Consider the following 18,955-nt stretch of genomic DNA (forward strand, 5'->3'; position numbering starts at 1 on the left):
GGGGACTCAGTTGCCCGTGTAGGCCATCAGGAGGCCCAGGGCAACGACACAGGCAAACCAGATGACGCCGACGCCGACCGTGAAGCGGTCGAGGTTGCGCTCAGCCACCGACGATCCCCCCAGACTGCTGCTGACGCCGCCGCCGAACATGTCGGACAGGCCGCCGCCGCGTCCCTTGTGGAGCAGCACCAGCAGAATCATGATCGCGCTCGTAATCATGAGCAGGACGGTGAAGGCAGGAATCACGAGCGGAAGCCTACGTCACGATCGTCGCGAACCGGTGAGCGCCTCACAGCACGGGCATGTCGTAGAAACGGCAGATGCCGCCGAACTCGTCGACCTGCAGGCTGGCGCCCCCGACCAGGCACCCGTCGACGTCGGCCTTCTCCATGATCCCGCCGACGTTGGCGGCCTTGACCGACCCGCCGTAGAGCACGCGGACGCCGTCGGCGGCCCCGTCACCGTGCACCTCGCGGATCCGCTCACGGATCGCCGCGCAGACCTCCTGCGCGTCGTCGGGGGTCGCGACCTCGCCCGTCCCGATGGCCCAGACGGGCTCGTAGGCGACGACGAGACCGGCGACCTGCTCGGCGGTGAACCCGTCGAGCGAGCCGTCGAGCTGGGTGAGCGTGAAGGGCACGTGCTCACCGGCCTGGCGCACGTCGAGGCCCTCCCCGACGCACACGATGGGCGTCATGTGGGCGTGCAGCGCCTGGTGGGCCTTGCCGTTGACGAGCTCGTCGGACTCGTTGTGGAGCATCCGGCGCTCGCTGTGGCCGACCACGACGTAGGAGCAGCCCAGCTTGGACAGCATCGACGCCGAGATCTCGCCGGTGTAGGCGCCGCTGTCGTGGACGGAGACGTCCTGTGCGCCGTAGCGGATCGACAGGCGGTCGCCGTCGACCAGCGTCTGCACCGAGCGGAGGTCGGTGAACGGGGGCACGACGACGACCTCGACCTTGCCGAAGTCGTGGCGCTTGTCCGCGAGCGTCCAGGCGAGCTTCTGGACCAGCACCACCGCTTCCTGGTGGTTGAGGTTCATCTTCCAGTTGCCCGCCATCAGCGGGGTCCGGTCGTTCTTGGCCACGGTCAGCCCCTCTCGAGTACGGCGATGCCCGGGAGCTCCTTGCCCTCCAGGAACTCCAGCGACGCGCCACCGCCGGTGGAGATGTGGCCGAAGGCGGCCTCGTCGAAGCCGAGCTGGCGCACGGCAGCGGCGGAGTCGCCACCGCCGACGACCGACAGCCCGTCGACCTTGGTCAGCGCCTCGGCGACGGCGCGGGTGCCGCCGGCGAAGGCATCGGTCTCGAACACGCCCATCGGGCCGTTCCAGAAGACCGTCCGCGCGTCGGACAGCGCAGCCGCGAAGGCGGCCGCCGACTCGGGACCGATGTCGAGCCCGAGGGCGTCGGCCGGGATCTCCGAGGCGGGTACGACGGAGGGCTGCGGCTCGCGGTCGCCCGACGGGAACGCCGTGTCCACCACGACGTCGGTCGGCAGCACGATCTCGACGCCGCGGTCCGCGGCCTCGCGGAGGTAGCGGGTGCAGGTGTCGAGCTGGTCGGCCTCGAGCAGGCTCTTGCCGACCTCGTGGCCCTGGGCCTTGAGGAAGGTGAAGACCATGCCGCCGCCGATGAGCAGCTTGTCGGCCTTGTCGATGAGGTTGTCGATCACCCCGAGCTTGTCGGAGACCTTCGACCCGCCCAGCACGACCACGTAGGGCCGCTCGGGCTCCTCGGTGAGCCTGCGCAGCACGTCGACCTCCGCCGCCACCAGCCCGCCCATCGCGGACGGCAGCCGCAGCGCGACGTCGTACACGCTGGCCTGCTTGCGGTGCACGACGCCGAACCCGTCGGAGACGAAGGCGTCGGCCAGCTGGGCGAGCTGGTCGGCGAACGCTCCGCGGACCTCGTCGTCCTTGCTGGTCTCGCCGTCGTTGAAGCGGACGTTCTCCAGGAGGGCGACGTCGCCGTCCTGCAGGCCCGCGACCGTCTCCGACGCGCTCGCGCCGACGGTGTCGGTCGCGAAGGCGACCGGCCGGCCGAGCAGCTCGGACAGCCGAGCGGCGACCGGCTCGAGGGAGTACGCCGGGTCGGGCTCACCCTTCGGCCGCCCGAGGTGGGCGGTGACGACCACCCGGGCACCCGCCTCGGACAGCTGCCTGATGGTCGGCACGCTCGCGCGGATCCGGCCGTCGTCAGCGATGGTGGTGCCGTCGAGGGGCACGTTGAGGTCCGAGCGGACCAGGACGCGCTTGCCCGTCAGGTCACCGAGGGACTCGATGCCAGCGGTGGGGTCGGCCATCGGGGTCAGAGCGAGGTGCCGACGTGGGTGATCAGGTCGGCGAGGCGGTTGGAGTAGCCCCACTCGTTGTCGTACCAGCCGAGCACCTTGACCTGGTTGCCGAGGACCTTGGTGAGCGGCGCGTCGAAGATGCACGACGCCGGGTCGGTGACGATGTCGGTGGAGACGAGCGGGTCGGTGGAGTAGCGCAGGTAGCGCCCGTCCGCGGCGGCCTTGACGATCTCGTTGACCTCGTCGACGGACGTCTCGCGGCTGGCCTCGAAGGTGAGGTCGGTGGCGGAGCCGGTCGGCACCGGGACGCGCATGGCGTAGCCGTCGAGCTTGCCCTTGAGCTCGGGCAGGACCAGGCCGATCGCCTTCGCGGCACCGGTCGAGGTGGGCACCATGTTGAGGGCGGCGGCGCGGGCGCGACGCGGGTCCTTGTGGATGTTGTCCTGGAGGTTCTGGTCGGCGGTGTAGGCGTGGATGGTCGTCATCAGGCCCTTGTTGATGCCGAGGCCGTCGTGGAGGGCCTTCGCCATCGGCGCGAGGCAGTTGGTCGTGCACGACGCGTTGGAGATGACGGTGTGGGCGCTCGGGTCGTAGAGCTCGTGGTTGACGCCCATCACGATGGTGATGTCCTCGTTGGACGCGGGCGCGGAGATGATGACCTTCTTGGCCCCGGCGTCGACGTGGGCCTTGGCCTTGGTCGCGTCGGTGAAGAAGCCGGTCGACTCGACGACCACGTCGACGCCCAGCTCGCCCCACTTGAGGGCGGCCGGGTCGCGCTCGGCGAACGCCGCGATGGTCTGGTCGCCCACCTTGATCGACGTGTCGTCGCTGGACACGTCGGCGTCGAGCCGGCCCAGGATCGAGTCGAACTTGAGCAGGTTCGCCAGCGAGGCGTTGTCGGTCAGGTCGTTGACGCCGACGATCTCGATGTCGGCGCCCGAGGCGCGCACGGCGCGGAAGAAGTTGCGGCCGATGCGGCCGAAGCCGTTGATACCTACGCGGACAGTCATGATCCATTGCCTCCTTGGTGGGGGCCTTCGGTGACCCCGTCGACAGCTGCGGCCTTTGGTGACCGTCTCCGACCCTATCGGGTGCCGGACACGGTGCGAACCGAGGTCGCCCGCGGTACGGACCAGTAACTTTGGATCGATCCAAGAGCGTCGCCCCGTCGGGACCGACACGGCATGTGCATGATGTCCCCGCACTCCGGGTCGACCGGGTGATGATCGGACGACACGGCTCCAGGAGGACAACAGGTGCAGGACGGGGGCGGCATCGGCGTCCGGTGCTCGGGCGTGGTGCACCTCTACCGCACCTTCGAGGGCCACGACGTCGTCGCGTTGCAGGGCGTCGACCTCGAGATCGCCCCGGGCGAGCGCGTCGCGTTCCTGGGCCCGAGCGGGTCGGGCAAGTCCACCCTCCTCGCGCTCCTGGGGGGCATCCAGCGGCCGAGCGCCGGGCGGATCCTCCTCGGCGACGACGACATCTCCCGCATGGGCGAGCGACACCTCGCCCGGCTGCGAGCCCGCCGGGTGGCGACGATGCTGCAGGGAGCCACCCGCAACCTCCTCCCCTACACGACGGCGCGGCGCAACATCGAGTTCGCCCGCGTCGGCATGACCGCCGAGGAGGCCGACCGGGCACCGGGCGTGGCCGACCTGCTCGACCGGATGGGGCTGACCGACCAGGCCGACCAGGTGGTGAGCACGATGTCGGGCGGCCAGCGCCAGCGCCTCGCCCTCGGGTGCGCGGTCGCGACCACGCCGGGCCTGCTGCTCGCCGACGAGCCCACCAGCCAGCTCTCCCACGCCGACCGTGACGCCGTCGTCGGGCTGCTCCACGACCTCAACCGCGACTTCGGCACCACCGTCGTGGTCGTCACCCACCAGCCCGAGGTCGCGGCGACGTTCCCCCGCACCGTGACGATGAAGGGCGGCCGGGTCGGGTCCGAGGGCCACCACGGCGCCGAGTACGCCGTCATCGGCAACGAGGGCGTCCTCCACCTGCCCTCCCACGTCACCACGCAGTGGCCGGCGGGGACGCTCGTGCGCGTCGAGGCGGAGCCGCGCCGGATCGTCATCACCCACCCGGCCGACGAGACCGGCATCCCGCGGGACGGTCTGCGATGAGCACCGAGACGTACGGGACCGGTGACCTGGTCCTCGACCACGTCGGCTACCAGCCCGGCCCCCTGCTGCTCGACGACGTGTCGGTGACGTTCGCCGCCGGGCGCGTCACGGCCCTGTCCGGGCCGAGCGGGTCGGGCAAGACGACGCTCCTCTCGATCGCCGGCGGGCTCGTCGCCCCGAGCACCGGCTCGGCGACGTACGACGGCCGGCCGACGTGGCAGGGAGACGGCGACCCGCCGCCCGAGATCGCCTTCGTGCTCCAGGTCTACGGCCTCGTCCCCATCCTGTCCGCGCGCGAGAACGTCGCCATCGCGCTCCGCGCCCGCGGGACGTCGTGGAGCGACGCGTCCGACCGCGCCGAGGCGGCGCTGGCCCGCTTCGACATCGCCGACCTCGGCGACCGCCAGGTGGAGGAGCTGTCCGGCGGACAGCTGCAGCGCGTGGCCTGCGCCCGCGGCCTGGTCGTGGGCGCGCCGGTGCTGCTCGCCGACGAGCCGACCAGCGAGCTCGACCAGGGCAACGTCTCGGTCGTCTTCGACGCGCTGCGCGCCGAGGCCGAGCGCGGGTGCGTGGTCGTCATCGCCACCCACGACCCGGCCATCGTGGACCTGGCCGACCACCACGTGGCGATCGACGAGGGCCGACTCGTATGACCCTGCGGCTCATGGCCGGGTGGTGGGCCCGGCGGGGCACGCACCTGCCCATCGCTGCTGCGATCGCCCTGGTCACCGCCGCGACCGTGCTGGCCGACGGCAGCGGCAGGCCCGCCCTCCTCGCCCCGCTGGTCCTGCTGGCAGCCGGGGTCCTCCCGGGCGCGGGCCTGGCCCTCGGCGACGCCCGGCGCCAGGAGGCGGCCCTGCTGCGGCTGCACGGCCGCCGAGGCGTCGGGTGGGTGTCGTCGCTCGTCGCCGAGCCGCTGCTGACCGCGGTCCTCGGCGGCCTGGTGGGAGTCGCGGTGCCGCTGGCCCTCGGCGCCGGGACCGCGTCCGCAGGCCTGACGGCCGTGGTGTGGCTCGTCGCCACCGCCACGATGGTCACGGCGATGGTCGTCGCCGTGCGCGGACCGCTCACCGACCTGCTCCGCCCGGCCGCCGGGGACCGGGCGCGCAGCGCCGGCACCGCGGCGGCCCTAGTTCCCGTAGTCATCGGGGTCGCGGCCGTCGTCGCCCTCCTGCGCCGCTCCTCGTCCGCGCCCGACGTGTGGGCCTTCACCGCCCCCGCGGTCGTCGGGCTCGCCGCGGGTCTGCTGGCGACCGCGGCGGTGCGGCTCTCGCTCGCGCGCCCGCTCGCCCGGCGTCCTGCGCTCGGACCCTCGCTCGCCGGCCACCGCCTCGCACTGCCGCGAGCCTCGGCGGGGCTGCCGGTCCTGGTCGGCTCGGCGGTGCTGCTCGGCTGCGCTGCCAACATCGCGCTGGCGGTCGCCGAGTGGTCGGACGACACCGCCATCGTCACGGCCCCGACGCCGCTCGTGGTGCCGTACGACGGATCGGCCGAGGCGCTCGTCGAGGCGACCCGCGAGGCCGATCCGGACGGCCAGTGGCTGATGGCGGCGATCCGGGTCTTCGAGGACGCGCGCCCGGTCTCGCGTCGCGTCTACCTCGACACGACGCGCTACGAGCGCGTGGTCGGCGACAGCCTCGACGGGACCGTCGCGGCTGGCGGCTCGGCCCTGGTGACCGACCTCGGCGCCGCGGCCGCGGAGACCGAGGCCGAGCCCACCACCACCGGTGGCCGCCTGACCGTCCGCCTCGCGCTCGACGGCCCCCGCGCCCGGCCCCTGCGCCTCGACCTCCTGACGGTGAGCCCGACCGGGGTGGGCCGCCAGACCGTCTTCGCCCGTCCGGAGCCGGGCGAGCCGACCACGGTGTCGACCGACCTGGTCCGCTGCGAGACCGGCTGCCGGGTGACCGGCCTCGAGGTCGCCGTCGGCGTGGCGTGCAACGACGACACCTGGGCCCAGCCCCGGTGCCAGCGGCCCTCCCTCGACCTCACCACCCTCGACCTCGGCGGGCTCGACCTGCTCGCCCGACCGTGGACGCTGGCCGAGCCCGACGACCGACCTCCCGGGGAGGTCACCGCCACCCCGGGACGCCTCCGCGTCCGCCCGAGCAGCGCCGGCACCGCCACCTACCTCGCCACCGACCGGTCCCCCTGGGCGGCACCGGTCCTCGCCACCGACACGGTCGCCTGGAGCGACGGGCCGGAGGCGCCCACCACCGGCGGCATGGCCCGCCCCCCCGGGTCCTCGGGACCGCGGACGCGCTGCCCCTCGTGGGCGCCGCCGGCACCGTCCTCGACTGACCAGGCTCCACGGTGCCCGGCACCGGCGCCGTCGCCCGGGCCGAGCCCCTGGTCCTGGCTCGCGGCGACACCCCGACGGACGTGCTGGCCCGGGTCGGCACCGCCCGCCCGGGGACCGAGCTCTCGGACGACCTCGTCGAGGCCGCCGACGACGGCGTGGCCACCCGGTACGCCCTGCTGGCGGCAGGGGGCGCACTGCTCGGCCTCCTCGCCCTCGCCCTGCCGGCCGCGCGGCTGCGCCGCGAGCGCACCCACGAGCGCGCGGTCCTCCGCCTCGTCGGCGTACGGCGGTCCGACCAGCGCGCCGCGGGCCGCCTGGGGATCGTCGTGGTGGCCCTCGCGGCGGGACTGGCGACCGTCGTCGCGACGTTGCTGGTCGTCACGGCCCTCTCCGACGCGCTGCCCGTGCTGGCAGCCGGTCCGGGGCAGGCTCCCCCTCGACACCGGCGCCCGTGTGCCTGCGTTCGTCCTTGCGGGCGCAGTGGCGACGGTGCTGGCCGCTGCCACCACGTGGTGGACCGACCGCGTCACCGACCGGGCCAGCCTCCCGGCCCGGCTGCGCGAGGAGGTCACGCCATGATCCGCGTCGCGCTGGACGGCCTGAGGTCACGCGCCCTGCTCTCGGTCGGCACGCTGCTCCTGCTCGTCGTCGCGTTGGGCTCCGCCGTCCTGGGCCCGGCCTTCGCCGCCGCCGTCGGCAACGCGTACGCCGTCACCCGCCTCTCCGACGAGCGCAACGTGCTGACGGGGCGCACGTGGGAGGTCCGGCCCAGCGCCACCACCGAGGACCCCGGTGCCCTGCTCGACGACACCCTCGCCCAGGCTCGTCCTGCCGGACGACCAGCACGCCCCGACGGCCCAGGCTCGAGACCGCGCGCGTGCTCGCCCCGGGTGCGCTCGGCGAGGTGATGCTGATGGCCAAGCCGGACGCGTGCACCCACCTCGACCTCGAGGGGCTGCTGCCGGCCGCGCCGGGCGAGGTGGCGGTGCTCGCCGGTGACGCCGAGGAGGACGGCCACGGCTCGGGGACCGCATCGACCTGGGCAGGCCGTTCGGCACCCTCACCCTCGTCGGCACCTATGCCTACCCGTCCGGCCCGACCGTCCCGGCCGAGCGGCGCGAGGCGCTCGAGGACTTCTGGTTCGAGCCGGGCCGGCTGGCGTCGGTTCCGGTCACGGTGCGCACGGGCACGGAGGTCCCTCGCCAGCCCGCCCCCTACCTCGTCGCGCCGGACCAGGCCTGGCCGGGCTGCCCCCGCGCCTGATCCTCGTCCGGGTCGACAGCCGCATCGAGGTGCCGGCCGACCTCGACGCCGCCGACCTGCCGGCACTGGCCGAGCGCGCCGCCGCGGACCCGGCCCCGCAGCAGGCTCGAGGTCGGCACCGCCGCCGAGATCTCCAACAACGACCTCGACGGCATCGTCGCCGACGTCGACCGCGAGCGTCGCGCCGCACTGCTCGCCGTGGCCCCGGCCGTGGTGTCGCTCGTGCTGGTCGCCCTTGCCCTGCTCAGCCGCCTCACCTCGGCAGCCGGGGAGCCTGCGAGTCCCCGACCTCGCCCTGGCGTCGCTGCGTGGCGCCGACCGACGCCGGACGTGGCTGCTCGCGCTGAGCGAGCCGCTGCTCCTCGTCGCCGTGGCCGTGCCCTTCGGCGTGGCGGGCGGCGCCGCGCTCACCTGGGCGCTCGTGCGCGCCTGGCTGCCGGCGGGCGTGCCGGTCCCGCTGCCGTCGTACGTCGTGCTGGCGTGCGTCGCGGTCGTCGCCTGTGCCGTCGCGGTGTGCGTCGTCTCGACGCGCGCCGTCCTGGCCCGCAGCCTCGCCGACCAGGCTGAGCGGGCAGTCGCGACCCCGGCCGGCGGGGCGTCTCGCCGTGCTCGGTGCCCTGGCGCTCGTGGCGCTGACCGCGGTCCTCGTCGGGGCCGCCCTCACCCGTCCCGCCGGCGGCGCCACCGACGCGGCCGACCTCGCGCTGCCGCTGCTGATCGCGGCCGTGCTGGGCCTCGGGGCGGCCGGTGGCGCCCGAGCCGCGGCACGGGCGCTCGCGCGGCGGCCCGCGCGCGGGGTCGCCGGCTTCCTGGCGGTCCGGGCCGTCGCGCGGCGGTCCGTCGGCACCCTCGTCGTGCTCCCGCTGACCATCGCCATCGCCGTCGTCACCTTCGGAGCCGGCACCTTCGACGCGGCCGGGGCATGGCGGGCCAGCGTGGCCGCGACCCAGGCGCCCGCCAGCACGGTCTGGTCGAGCGAGCTGCCGATGAGCGAGGCCGTGGCGCTCACCCACCGCCTCGACCCCGACGGTCGGTGGCTGATGGCCACCGGCACGTGGAACGCCCAGGACGGCGTCTACGTCGTCGCCGACGCGCCCCGGCTGTCCGCCGCCTCGGTCTGGGACCCGTCCTGGACGCCCGGCCACGGCGTCGACGACGTCGTCGGCCTCATCACCCGCCCGTCCCCGCCCGCGCTGACGGGCACCCGCCTCCGGCTGGGCCTCACCGTGCCGCGGGCCGCGGAGGAGGTCACCGTCGAGATGCGGCTGCGCACCGCCGGCGGGGACACCTTCAACGCCTACGTCGGCCCCTTCCCGCCCGGCGAGACCACCTCGACCGAGCGCGTCCCGTGCGAGGACGGCTGCACGATCGAGGGCCTGGCCCTCGCCGGGCCTGCCGGCCTGCCGACCGAGCTCACCGGGGACTACGTCATCGGCCCCCTCGAGGTCGACGGCCGGGACGCCTCTGAGGTGCTCACCGGCGGCGACTGGCACCTCGTCGGCGAGGGCATCACCCAGGCTGCGCAGGACGTCCGGGTCGAGGGGCCGGGACTCGTCGTGACCGCCGCGGGGACCGGCAAGGCCGGCCTCACGTCCGGCGCCGGAGGGCTGCGTCCCGTGGTGGCCGGGCGCGAGGCCGTCGACCGGCTCGGTCGGGTCGCCGCCGGTGCCGCGACCTCGACGGTCGGCGGTCCGCCGCCGTCCGAGGCGGTGCTGGTCGCCGAGAGCGTCCCCTTCCTCGGTCCCGAGGGGGTGCTGATCGACTACGCCGTCCTGACGACCAACCGCACGGTCTACGAGGAGGAATTCGAGGTCCGGGTGCTGGCCGCGGCCGACACCCCCGAGCGGGTCTCGACGGAGCTCGCGCGCCAGGGGCTGACGGTCGAGCGACTCTTCGCCCAGGAGCGCGAGCGCCTCGACTCGACGGCGTACGCCCTCGCCCTGCGCCTCTACCTCGTCGCCGCGGTCCTCGTGCTGCTGATGGCGGTGGCCGGGCTCGTGGTCACCACGGCGATCCAGCTGCCGGGGCGCCGGATGGACGCCGCGGCGCTGAGCGTCGTCGGCGTACGACGTCGCTCGGTGCTGCTGGCGGTGGGCGTGGAGCAGGTCGTGGTGCTCGGCGCCGCCGCCGTCGCGGGCCTGCTCGCCGGTGCGGCCGCCCAGCTGATCGTGCTGGGTCGGATCACCTTGGGCCAGGTCGAGGAGGCCTCGTGGCCACGGGTCGTGGCCCGGGTCGATCCCGCACTGCTGAGCGTGACCGCGCTCGTCGTGGCCGTCCTGCTCGGCACGGTGGCGCTGCTCAGCGCCTGGGTGACCGTACGACGTGCCCGCGGCGCGTCGCTGCGGGAGAAGGCCCGCTAGGACGAGGCGGGCGCGTCAGGCGTCCTCGGCCAGCATCTCCGGGGTCAGGGACGACTCGGTGTCGGGGATGCCCAGCTCCTCGGCGCGCTTGTCGGCCATCGCCAGCAGCCGGCGGATCCGGCCGGCGATGGCGTCCTTGGTGAGCACCGGCTCGTGCAGCTGGCCGAGCTCCTCGAGCGAAGCCTGCTTGTGCTCCAGGCGCAGGTGGCCGGCCTGGCGCAGGTGGTCGGGGATCTCCTCGCCGAGGATCTCCAGGGCACGCTCCACGCGCGCACCGGCAGCCACGGCTGCGCGGGCCGAGCGGCGCAGGTTGGCGTCGTCGAAGTTGGCGAGCCGGTTGGCGGTGGCGCGCACCTCGCGGCGCATCCGACGCTCCTCCCAGGCCATCAGCGACTCGTGGGCGCCGAGCCGGGTGAGCAGGGCGCCGATGGCGTCGCCGTCGCGGATCACCACACGGTCCACGCCGCGCACCTCGCGCGCCTTGGCCGAGATGCCGAGGCGGCGGGCGACGCCGACGATCGCCAGGGCGGCCTCGGGGCCGGGGCAGGTGATCTCCAGCGAGGACGAGCGGCCGGGCTCGGTGAGCGAGCCGTGGGCGAGGAAGGCGCCGCGCCACGCCGCCACGGCGTCGCACCCACCGCCGCTGACCACGGCGGGCGGCAGGCCGCGCACCGGGCGACCACGCTGGTCGAGCAGGCCGGTCTGGCGGGCCAGGGCCTCGCCGTCCTTGGTCACGCGGACGATGTAGCGGCTCCCCTTGCGGATGCCGTTGCCCTGGACCATCACGACGTCGGACGGGTGCCCGTAGACCTCGGCGATGTCCGTGCGCAGCCGGCGCGCTGCGGCGCCGGTGTCGAGCTCGGCCTCCACGACGATGCGGCCGCTGACGATGTGCAGGCCGCCGGCGAAGCGGAGCATCGAGGCCACCTCGGCCTTGCGACAGCAGGTCTTGGTGATCTGGGTGGAGGCGAGCTCTGCCTTCACCTGTGCTGTCATAGCCATGGGGCGCATCCTGCCACGTGGGTCAACGACCCTCGACGCGAACGGGCAGGCCTCACCCGTGGGCGTGACTCAGGCCTCGTCCACGATCTGCCGGAAGGCCTCCGCCAGCCGGTCGGGGTCGTGGCGCGGCTCCCCCGGGACGGCGATGTCAGCCACCACCAGGCGAGCGCCCCGACCCGCCACGTCCTTCGCCAGGCGCTCGTAGTCGTCGGCCAGGGCCGAGGTGTCCACGAGCACCGCGTGGACGGTGAGGTCGGGTGCGTGCTCGAACAGCGCGGCGAGGTGGTCGGCGGGACCGAAGCCGGTCGTCTCCCCCGCCTGCGCCTCCAGGTTGAGCACGACGACCAGCCGGCCGGCGGTGTCGGCGAGCGCTCGGCGGAGGCCGGGCACCATGAGGTGCGGGATCACCGAGCTGAACCACGACCCCGGCCCGAGCACGACCCACTCGGCGGCCAGGACGGCGTCGACCGCCTCGGCGCAGGCCTGCGGGTCCTCCGGCACGAGGGCGACGGACTCGATGCGTCCGGCGGTCGTGGCGACCTCGACCTGACCGCGTACGACGGTCACGGCCTCCGGCTCGGTCTCCTCGGCGCCCCGCACCCGCGCCGTGATGTCCATCGGCGTGGTCGCCATCGGCAGCACGCGTCCGTGGGCGCCCAGCAGGCGCCCGACCCAGTCGAGCGCCCGCACCGGCTCACCCATGAGCTCCCAGAGCCCGACGATCAGCAGGTTGCCGACGACGTGGCCGTTCATCTCCCCCTGGCCGGCGAACCGGTGCTGCAGGACCTCGGCCCAGGTGCGGCCCCACTCGTCGTCGCCGCACAGGGCGGCGAGCGCCATCCGCAGGTCGCCGGGCGGCAGGACGCCGAACTCCCCGCGCAGGCGTCCGGAGGAGCCGCCGTTGTCGGCGACGGTCACGACAGCCGTCAGGTCGTCGATGGTGAGGTCGTCGTGGAGCCGGCGCAGCGCCGACAGGGTCGCGAACAGGCCGTGGCCGCCGCCGAGGGCCACCGCAGCCTGTGCGGTGTCGCGGGCCACGTCACTCCCTGCCGAGGTCGCGGTGGGCGGTGCTGACGTCGTAGCCCGACTCGCGGAGCAGCCCGGCGATCGCCTCGGTCATCGCGACGCTGCGGTGCTTGCCGCCGGTGCAGCCGACGGCGACCTGCATGAACCGCTTGCCCTCGGTGAGGTAGCCCTCGGCGACCGTCCTCAGCACCGGGAGGTACTGCTCGAGGAACCGCCCGGCCCCCGGCTGGGAGAGGACGTAGGCCGACACGTCGGGGTCGCGGCCGTTCTGCGGGCGCAGCTCGGGGACCCAGTGCGGGTTGGGCAGGAAGCGCATGTCGGCGACCCAGTCGGCGTCGACCGGGATGCCGTACTTGAAGCCGAAGCTGATGACCGTGACCTTGAGCCGGGTGGAGGCGGCTGTGCCGAAGAGCTCGGCGATGCGGTCCTGCAGCTGGTGGACGTTGAAGTTGGAGGTGTCGAGCAGCACGTCGGCGTCGCCGCGGATGTCGGCCATCACGCCGCGCTCGCGCTGCAGCCCGTGGAGGAGCCGGCCGCTGCCCTGGAGCGGGTGCGGCCGCCGCGCGGCCTCCTGGCGGCGCACCAGCACGTCGTCGGTGGCCTCGAGGAACAGCAGCGTCGTCGGACGCCCGGTCACCGGCTGGTGCCGGTTGGCCTGCAGGGAGTCGAAGAACGAGCCGGACCGGACGTCCACGACCACGGCGATCGGCTGGTGGATGCCGCGGCTGTCGTCGACGAGGCGTACGACGTCGCGCACCAGCGTCGGGGGGAGGTTGTCGACGACGAAGTAGCCGAGGTCCTCGAGCTCCTTGGCCGCCGTGCTGCGCCCCGCACCCGTCATGCCGGTGACGATGACGAGCTCTCCGCGGGTCGGCTCGTTGCTGGACATGTCCTAGTCCTCCAGGATCTCGCCGGTGGCGGTGTTGATCGTCGGCTCCTTGGGAGCAGTCTTGCGGGTCGCGTCGGCCTGCGCGACGGCGTCCTTGATGGCCGAGGCGGTGCGCGGCCCGATGCCGGGGACGAGCGCGATCTGGTCGACATCGGCCTCGCGGAGCTTCTTGAGCGACCCGAAGTGCTTGAGCAGCGTCTTGCGGCGCACCTCGCCGAGGCCGGGGACGTCGTCGAGGGCGCTCTCGACCATCGACTTGGACCGCCGACCGCGGTGGTGGGTGATGGCGAAGCGGTGCGCCTCGTCGCGGATGCGCTGGAGGAGGTAGAGGCCCTCGCTGGTGCGGGCCATGATCACCGGGTCCTCCTCCCCCGGCAGCCACACCTCCTCGAGCCGCTTGGCCAGTCCGCACACCGGTACGTCGTTGACGCCGAGCTCGGCGAGCGCCTGCTGGGCCGCTGCCACCTGGGGCGGCCCGCCGTCGACGACGACCAGCGACGGGGCGTAGGCGAACTTGCGGGGGCGGCCGGTCTCCGGGTCGACGAGCATCGGACCGGAGTCGGTGCTCACCGTCTCGCTCCTGGCCTGCTCGTCGAGCAGGCGCTTGAAGCGTCGGGTGATCACCTCGTGCATCGACGCGACGTCGTTCTGGCCGTCGACACCGCGGATGACGAAGCGGCGGTACTCCGACTTGCGGGCCAGGCCGTCCTCGAAGACGACCATCGAGGCGACGACCTCGGTGCCCTGGAGGTTGGAGACGTCGTAGCACTCGATGCGCAGCGGCACCTCGTCGAGCCCGAGCGACTTCTGGATCTCCTCGAGGGCGCGGTTGCGGGTGGTGAGGTCGCTGGCCCGCTTGGTCTTGTGGAGTGCCAGCGCCTGGGCGGCGTTGGTGGCGACGGTCTGCTGCAGGTCGCGCTTGTCGCCGCGCTGCGGCACCCGGATCGCGACCTTGCTCCCGCGGCGCTCGGTGAGCAGCTGCTCCATCACGTCGCTGTCCGGCGGCAGGGCCGGAACCAGCACCTCGCGCGGGATCGAGTCGTCCTCGCCGCCGTAGAGCTGGAGCAGGAACTCCTGGACCAGCCCGGCGGTGTCGCTGTCGTCCGAGCGGTCGGCCACCCAGCCCCGCTGGCCGCGGATGCGCCCGCCGCGGACGTAGAAGATCTGGACGGCGACCTCGAGCGGGTCCTCGGCGAGAGCGATGACGTCGGCGTCGGTGCCGTCGCCGAGCACCACGGCCTGCTTCTCCAGCGCCTTCGTCAGCGCGCCGAGGTCGTCCCGCAGCCGGGCGGCCTTCTCGAAGTCGAGCGCCTCGGAGGCGGCGTACATCTCCCGCTCGATGCGCCGGGTGAAGGCACTGGTGTTGCCGGCCATGAAGTCGCAGAAGTCGTCGACGATCTCGCGGTGCTCCTCGGGCGAGACGTTGCCGACGCACGGGGCCGCGCACTTGTCGATGTAGCCCAGCAGGCAGGGACGCCCGATCTGGGCCGAGCGCTTGAAGACGCCGTTGCTGCACGAGCGCATCGGGAAGACCCGCAACAGCTGGTCGACGGTCTCGCGGATCGCCCAGGCATGGCTGTAGGGACCGAAGTAGCGGGTGCCCTTGCGCTTGGCGCCGCGACCGACCATCACGCGCGGGAACTCGTCGCCGACCGTGACGGCGAGCCAGGGGTAGGACTTGTCGTCGCGGTACTTCACGTTGAAGCGCGGGTCGAACTCCTTGATCCAGCTGTACTCCAGCTGGAGGGCCTCGACCTCGGTGTCGACGACCGTCCACTCCACGCTCGCGCCGGTGGTGACCATGGTGGCCGTGCGCGGGTGCAGGTTGCCGATGTCCTGGAAGTAGGACGAGAGCCGCGGGCGCAGGCTCTTGGCCTTGCCGACGTAGATGACGCGGCCCTTGGCGTCGCGGAAACGGTAGACACCCGGCTTGGTCGGGATCGACCCCGCAGCAGGTCGATAGGAGCTCGGGCTGGCCACCCGGCAACCCTACGGGCGGCCCCCGACAGGGCCGCGGGAGACCTCAGGCCTGGGTGATCGAGTCGCCGTCGACGCTGATCTCGACCGGCGCCAGGGCGGCGGTCGCCGGGCCGGAGACCGGCGAGCCGTCCTCGAGCGAGAAGCGGCTGAGGTGGCACGGGCACGGGATCTCGCCCTCGCTGCTGGACTCGACGAGGCAGCCCTGGTGGGTGCACACGGCGGAGAACGCCTTGAAGTCCCCCTCGGTCGGCTGCGTCACGACGACCTTCGCGCCGGTCGCGACGAAGCACCCGCCGACCGGTACGTCGCCCGTGCTCGCGAGGGCGGCGGCGCTGCCCTCGCTGGGCGTCTGCGTCCCGTCGGCGCTGGGCTGCGACGGCGAGGCGTCGCTCGGCGACGGGGAGCTCGAGTCGGTGGGGTCCGCGGCCGTCGACGCGTCGTCGGAGCTGCACGCGGCGAGGACGGGCACGCCGACGGCGATCGCCGCCGATCCGGTGAGGGCGCGGCGTCTGTTGATGGCGGTCATGTGGTGACCCTAGCCAGCCGACCTGTGAAGAACCTGATGGCTGGTCAGGAGGACTTCTTCGCGGCAGCCTTCCTGGCGGGGGCCTTCTTCGCGGCCGTCTTCTTCGCGGCGGTCTTCTTGGCGGGCGCCTTCTTGGTCGCGGTCCTCCTCGCCGGGGCCGACTTCGCGGCCACCGCTGCCTGCCGCCGGGGCGCACCCGGCTGCTGGGCGCCACGACCCTCGAGGATGGGTGCCAGGAACGAGCCGGTGTGGCTCTCGGCCACCGCCGCGACCTCCTCGGGCGTGCCCTCGGCGACGACCATGCCGCCCCGCGACCCGCCCTCGGGACCCATGTCGATGATCCAGTCGGCGGTCTTGATGACGTCGAGGTTGTGCTCGATCACCAGCACCGAGTTGCCCTTGTCGACCAGGCTCGACAGGACACCCAGCAGCTTGCGGATGTCCTCGAAGTGGAGGCCGGTCGTCGGCTCGTCGAGGACGTAGACGGTGCGACCGGTGGAGCGCTTCTGCAACTCGCTGGCGAGCTTGACGCGCTGTGCCTCGCCGCCGGAGAGCGTCGTCGCCGGCTGCCCGAGGCGGACGTAGCCGAGGCCGACCTCCTCCAGCGTCTTCATGTGGCGCGCGATCGCGGGCACCGCGGCGAAGAACTCGGCGGCCTCCTCGATGGGCATGTCGAGGACCTCGGCGATGGTCTTGCCCTTGTAGTGGACCTCGAGCGTCTCGCGGTTGTAGCGGGCGCCGTGGCAGACCTCGCACGGGACGTAGACGTCCGGGAGGAAGTTCATCTCGATCTTGATCGTGCCGTCGCCGGAGCAGGCCTCGCAGCGCCCACCCTTGACGTTGAAGGAGAAGCGGCCCTGGAGGTAGCCGCGCATCTTCGCCTCCGGGGTGGACGCGAAAAGCTTGCGGACGTGGTCGAAGACCCCGGTGTAGGTCGCCGGGTTGGACCGCGGGGTGCGGCCGATCGGCGACTGGTCGACGTGGATGACCTTGTCGACGTGCTCGAGCCCGGTGATCTTGGTGTGGCGCCCGGGGACGGTGCGGGCGTTGTAGATCTGCTTGGCCAGCGAGGTGTAGAGGATGTCGTTGACCAGCGTCGACTTGCCGGACCCCGAGACGCCGGTGACGGCGGTGAAGACACCGAGCGGGAAGCTGACGTCGACGTCCTGCAGGTTGTGCTCGCGGGCGCCGTGGACGGTGAGCTCACGGCCCTTGGTGCGCGGACGGCGCACGGGCGGGACGGGGATCTCGCGGCGACCGCTGAGGTACTGGCCGGTCATCGAGTCGGGGTGGGTGAGCAGGTCCTCGACCGTGCCGGAGTGGACGACCTGGCCGCCGTGCTCGCCAGCACCCGGACCGATGTCGACGACCCAGTCGGCGACGCGGACGGTGTCCTCGTCGTGCTCGACCACGATCAGGGTGTTGCCGAGCTCCTTGAGCCGCAGCAGCGTCTCGATGAGTCGCTTGTTGTCGCGCTGGTGGAGGCCGATCGAGGGCTCGTCGAGGACGTAGAGCACGCCGACGAGGCCGGCACCGATCTGGGTGGCGAGGCGGATGCGCTGGGCCTCACCGCCCGACAGCGAGCCGCTGGGCCGGTCGAGGGAGAGGTAGTCGAGGCCGACGTCGAGGAGGAACTGCAGCCGCTCCTGGATCTCCTTGAGCACCCGCTCGCCGATCTGCCGCTCGCGCACGGAGAGGTCGACGGTGCGGAGGTAGTGGGCGGCCTCGTTGATCGGCAGCGCACACACCTCGGCGATGTTCTTGCCGCCGTGGTCGCGGGCACCCAAGGTGACCGAGACCGAGACCGGCTTGAGGCGCGAGCCCTGGCAGGCCGGGCACGGCACCTCGCGCATGAAGCCCTCGAAGCGCTCACGGCTGGTGTCGGACTCGGCCTCGCGGTGCCGGCGCTCGACGTAGGGGCGTACCCCTTCGAAGGCGGCGTAGTAGGCCCGCTGGCGGCCGTAGCGGTTCTTGGTGACGACGTGGACCTTGGTCGAGTGACCCTCCAGCAGCGACGTGCGCTGCTTGGGGGTCAGCTGGTCCCACGGGGTGTTGAGGTCGAAGCCGAGCTCCTCGCCGAGCGCGTTGACGAGGCGGAGGAAGTAGTCGGCGACGTGGGCGCCGCTCCACGGGGCGATGGCGCCCTCGCCGAGCGTGGCACCGGTGTCGGGGACCACGAGCTCGGGGTCGACCTCCATCTTCGTGCCGAGGCCCGAGCAGACCGTGCACGCGCCGAAGGGCGAGTTGAAGGAGAACGAGCGCGGCTCGAGGTCGTCGGTGTCGATGGTGTGGTCGTTGGGGCACGCCATCTTCTCCGAGAACTTCATCTCGCGCCCGGGGTCCTTGGCGTCCAGGTCGACGAAGTCGAAGACCACGAGCCCGCCGGCGAGGCCGAGCGCGGTCTCGACCGAGTCGGTCAGGCGGCGCTTTGACGACTCCTTGACCGCGAGCCGGTCGATGACGACCTCGATCGTGTGCTTGAGCTTCTTGTCGAGCGTCGGCGGGTCGTCGAGGGTGTGGGTCTGGCCGTCCACGCGCGCGCGGCTGAAGCCCTGCTGCTGGAGCTGGCGGAAGAGCTCGACGTACTCGCCCTTGCGGCCCCGGATCACCGGCGCCAGCACCTGGAAGCGGCGTCCCTCCTCCAGCGCGAGGATGCGGTCGACGATCTGCTGCGGCGTCTGGCGCTCGATCGGCGCACCGCAGGTCGGGCAGTGGGCGCGGCCCGCGCGCGCGTAGAGCAGGCGCAGGTAGTCGTAGACCTCGGTGATCGTGCCGACCGTCGAGCGCGGGTTCTTCGACGTGGACTTCTGGTCGATGCTGACCGCCGGGCTCAGGCCCTCGATGAAGTCGACGTCGGGCTTGTCCATCTGGCCGAGGAACTGGCGGGCATAGGCCGAGAGCGACTCGACGTAGCGGCGCTGGCCCTCGGCGAAGATCGTGTCGAAGGCCAAGCTCGACTTGCCGGACCCCGACAGGCCCGTGAAGACGATGAGCGAGTCACGCGGGAGGTCGAGGGAGACGTCCTTGAGGTTGTGCTCCCGGGCGCCCCGGATGATGAGCTGGTCGGCCACAGTGGTCCTCGTTCTGGGTCCTCGTCTTGGCGGTGACGATCTGATGGGGACGGAGTCGAACACATGTTCGTCCCGGAGCGGCGTCGCGCGCAAGCCGACGCACCGATCCACC

Annotated in this window: 16 protein-coding genes; 5 read left to right on the plus strand and 11 right to left on the minus strand. The window is 73.0% G+C overall.

Features of this window, described 5'->3' with window-relative positions:
- Nucleotides 1-6: 6 nt before the first annotated feature.
- The 4 genes from secG to gap all read right to left on the minus strand — a co-directional run bounded on the left by secG (nt 7) and on the right by gap (nt 3,305).
- Nucleotides 7-219, minus strand: a complete 213-nt coding sequence (gene secG / locus ACNKF0_RS12920; protein WP_416958509.1) for a preprotein translocase subunit SecG — start codon at nt 217-219, stop codon at nt 7-9.
- A 70-nt stretch (nt 220-289) separates the two neighbouring features.
- Nucleotides 290-1,060, minus strand: coding sequence for a triose-phosphate isomerase (gene tpiA / locus ACNKF0_RS12925; RefSeq protein ID WP_299925054.1), 771 nt, complete (start codon nt 1,058-1,060; stop codon nt 290-292).
- A 29-nt stretch (nt 1,061-1,089) separates the two neighbouring features.
- Nucleotides 1,090-2,304: a phosphoglycerate kinase gene (locus tag ACNKF0_RS12930; protein ID WP_416952694.1), complete on the minus strand. Its 1,215-nt coding sequence runs from the start codon at nt 2,302-2,304 to the stop codon at nt 1,090-1,092.
- Nucleotides 2,305-2,309: 5 nt separating this feature from the next.
- Complete coding sequence (gene gap, locus ACNKF0_RS12935; RefSeq protein ID WP_299923269.1) at nt 2,310-3,305, minus strand: type I glyceraldehyde-3-phosphate dehydrogenase; 996 nt, start codon at nt 3,303-3,305, stop codon at nt 2,310-2,312.
- Between the two features lie 246 nt (nt 3,306-3,551).
- Here gap and ACNKF0_RS12940 point away from each other — a divergent pair, with 246 nt between their 5' ends.
- The 4 genes from ACNKF0_RS12940 to ACNKF0_RS12955 are packed head-to-tail and all read left to right on the plus strand — an operon-like array spanning nt 3,552 to nt 7,634.
- A complete protein-coding gene (locus ACNKF0_RS12940) occupies nt 3,552-4,424 on the plus strand; it encodes an ABC transporter ATP-binding protein (protein WP_416952697.1) in 873 nt (290 codons plus the stop codon).
- Nucleotides 4,421-5,077, plus strand: a complete 657-nt coding sequence (locus ACNKF0_RS12945; protein ID WP_416952699.1) for an ABC transporter ATP-binding protein — start codon at nt 4,421-4,423, stop codon at nt 5,075-5,077. Before ACNKF0_RS12940 ends, ACNKF0_RS12945 begins: the two co-directional genes overlap by 4 nt.
- Nucleotides 5,074-7,305, plus strand: coding sequence for a hypothetical protein (locus tag ACNKF0_RS12950; RefSeq protein WP_416952701.1), 2,232 nt, complete (start codon nt 5,074-5,076; stop codon nt 7,303-7,305). The genes ACNKF0_RS12945 and ACNKF0_RS12950 overlap by 4 nt, the downstream gene beginning before the upstream one ends.
- Entirely contained in the window at nt 7,302-7,634 is a 333-nt protein-coding gene (locus ACNKF0_RS12955) for a hypothetical protein (RefSeq protein WP_416952703.1), read from the plus strand. Before ACNKF0_RS12950 ends, ACNKF0_RS12955 begins: the two co-directional genes overlap by 4 nt.
- A 306-nt stretch (nt 7,635-7,940) precedes the next feature.
- On the opposite strand, the gene ACNKF0_RS12960 is transcribed toward ACNKF0_RS12955, so the two are convergent.
- Nucleotides 7,941-8,129 carry a hypothetical protein gene (locus tag ACNKF0_RS12960; RefSeq protein WP_416952705.1) on the minus strand — a complete coding sequence of 63 codons (189 nt, stop codon included), beginning with the start codon at nt 8,127-8,129 and terminating at the stop codon, nt 7,941-7,943.
- 465 nt (nt 8,130-8,594) lie between these two features.
- On the opposite strand from ACNKF0_RS12960, the gene ACNKF0_RS12965 reads away from it, so the two are divergent.
- The gene (locus ACNKF0_RS12965; protein WP_416952707.1) at nt 8,595-10,349 is read left to right on the plus strand and encodes an FtsX-like permease family protein; all 1,755 of its coding nucleotides are present in this window, start codon (nt 8,595-8,597) and stop codon (nt 10,347-10,349) included.
- 15 nt (nt 10,350-10,364) lie between these two features.
- On the opposite strand, the gene whiA is transcribed toward ACNKF0_RS12965, so the two are convergent.
- From whiA to uvrA, 6 genes are all read right to left on the minus strand, one after another.
- The gene (gene whiA, locus ACNKF0_RS12970) at nt 10,365-11,351 is read right to left on the minus strand and encodes a DNA-binding protein WhiA (RefSeq protein ID WP_254180632.1); all 987 of its coding nucleotides are present in this window, start codon (nt 11,349-11,351) and stop codon (nt 10,365-10,367) included.
- A 69-nt stretch (nt 11,352-11,420) separates the two neighbouring features.
- Nucleotides 11,421-12,389, minus strand: coding sequence for a gluconeogenesis factor YvcK family protein (locus ACNKF0_RS12975; RefSeq protein ID WP_416952710.1), 969 nt, complete (start codon nt 12,387-12,389; stop codon nt 11,421-11,423).
- A gap of 1 nt (nt 12,390) precedes the next feature.
- Complete coding sequence (gene rapZ, locus ACNKF0_RS12980) at nt 12,391-13,266, minus strand: RNase adapter RapZ (protein WP_299923282.1); 876 nt, start codon at nt 13,264-13,266, stop codon at nt 12,391-12,393.
- Nucleotides 13,267-13,269: 3 nt separating this feature from the next.
- The gene (gene uvrC, locus ACNKF0_RS12985) at nt 13,270-15,246 is read right to left on the minus strand and encodes an excinuclease ABC subunit UvrC (protein WP_416952712.1); all 1,977 of its coding nucleotides are present in this window, start codon (nt 15,244-15,246) and stop codon (nt 13,270-13,272) included.
- Nucleotides 15,247-15,289: 43 nt separating this feature from the next.
- Nucleotides 15,290-15,772, minus strand: a complete 483-nt coding sequence (locus ACNKF0_RS12990; RefSeq protein WP_416952714.1) for a Rieske (2Fe-2S) protein — start codon at nt 15,770-15,772, stop codon at nt 15,290-15,292.
- A gap of 44 nt (nt 15,773-15,816) precedes the next feature.
- On the minus strand, nt 15,817-18,843 hold the full coding sequence (uvrA, locus tag ACNKF0_RS12995; RefSeq protein ID WP_416952717.1) for an excinuclease ABC subunit UvrA: 3,027 nt from the start codon (nt 18,841-18,843) through the stop codon (nt 15,817-15,819).
- Nucleotides 18,844-18,955 lie beyond the last annotated feature (112 nt).

Origin of the sequence: Nocardioides sp. T5, from assembly GCF_048161455.1 — a bacterium.
Lineage (GTDB): Bacteria > Actinomycetota > Actinomycetes > Propionibacteriales > Nocardioidaceae > Nocardioides.

Excerpts from the sequence above, each read along its gene's own strand:
- secG (WP_416958509.1), bottom strand. The coding sequence starts at position 219 with ATGATTACGAGCGCGATCATGATTCTGCTGGTGCTGCTCCACAAGGGA.
- tpiA (WP_299925054.1), bottom strand. The coding sequence starts at position 1,060 with ATGGCGGGCAACTGGAAGATGAACCTCAACCACCAGGAAGCGGTGGTG.
- ACNKF0_RS12930 (WP_416952694.1), bottom strand. The coding sequence starts at position 2,304 with ATGGCCGACCCCACCGCTGGCATCGAGTCCCTCGGTGACCTGACGGGC.
- gap (WP_299923269.1), bottom strand. The coding sequence starts at position 3,305 with ATGACTGTCCGCGTAGGTATCAACGGCTTCGGCCGCATCGGCCGCAAC.
- ACNKF0_RS12945 (WP_416952699.1), top strand. The coding sequence starts at position 4,421 with ATGAGCACCGAGACGTACGGGACCGGTGACCTGGTCCTCGACCACGTC.
- ACNKF0_RS12950 (WP_416952701.1), top strand. The coding sequence starts at position 5,074 with ATGACCCTGCGGCTCATGGCCGGGTGGTGGGCCCGGCGGGGCACGCAC.
- ACNKF0_RS12955 (WP_416952703.1), top strand. The coding sequence starts at position 7,302 with ATGATCCGCGTCGCGCTGGACGGCCTGAGGTCACGCGCCCTGCTCTCG.
- whiA (WP_254180632.1), bottom strand. The coding sequence starts at position 11,351 with ATGGCTATGACAGCACAGGTGAAGGCAGAGCTCGCCTCCACCCAGATC.
- rapZ (WP_299923282.1), bottom strand. The coding sequence starts at position 13,266 with ATGTCCAGCAACGAGCCGACCCGCGGAGAGCTCGTCATCGTCACCGGC.
- ACNKF0_RS12990 (WP_416952714.1), bottom strand. The coding sequence starts at position 15,772 with ATGACCGCCATCAACAGACGCCGCGCCCTCACCGGATCGGCGGCGATC.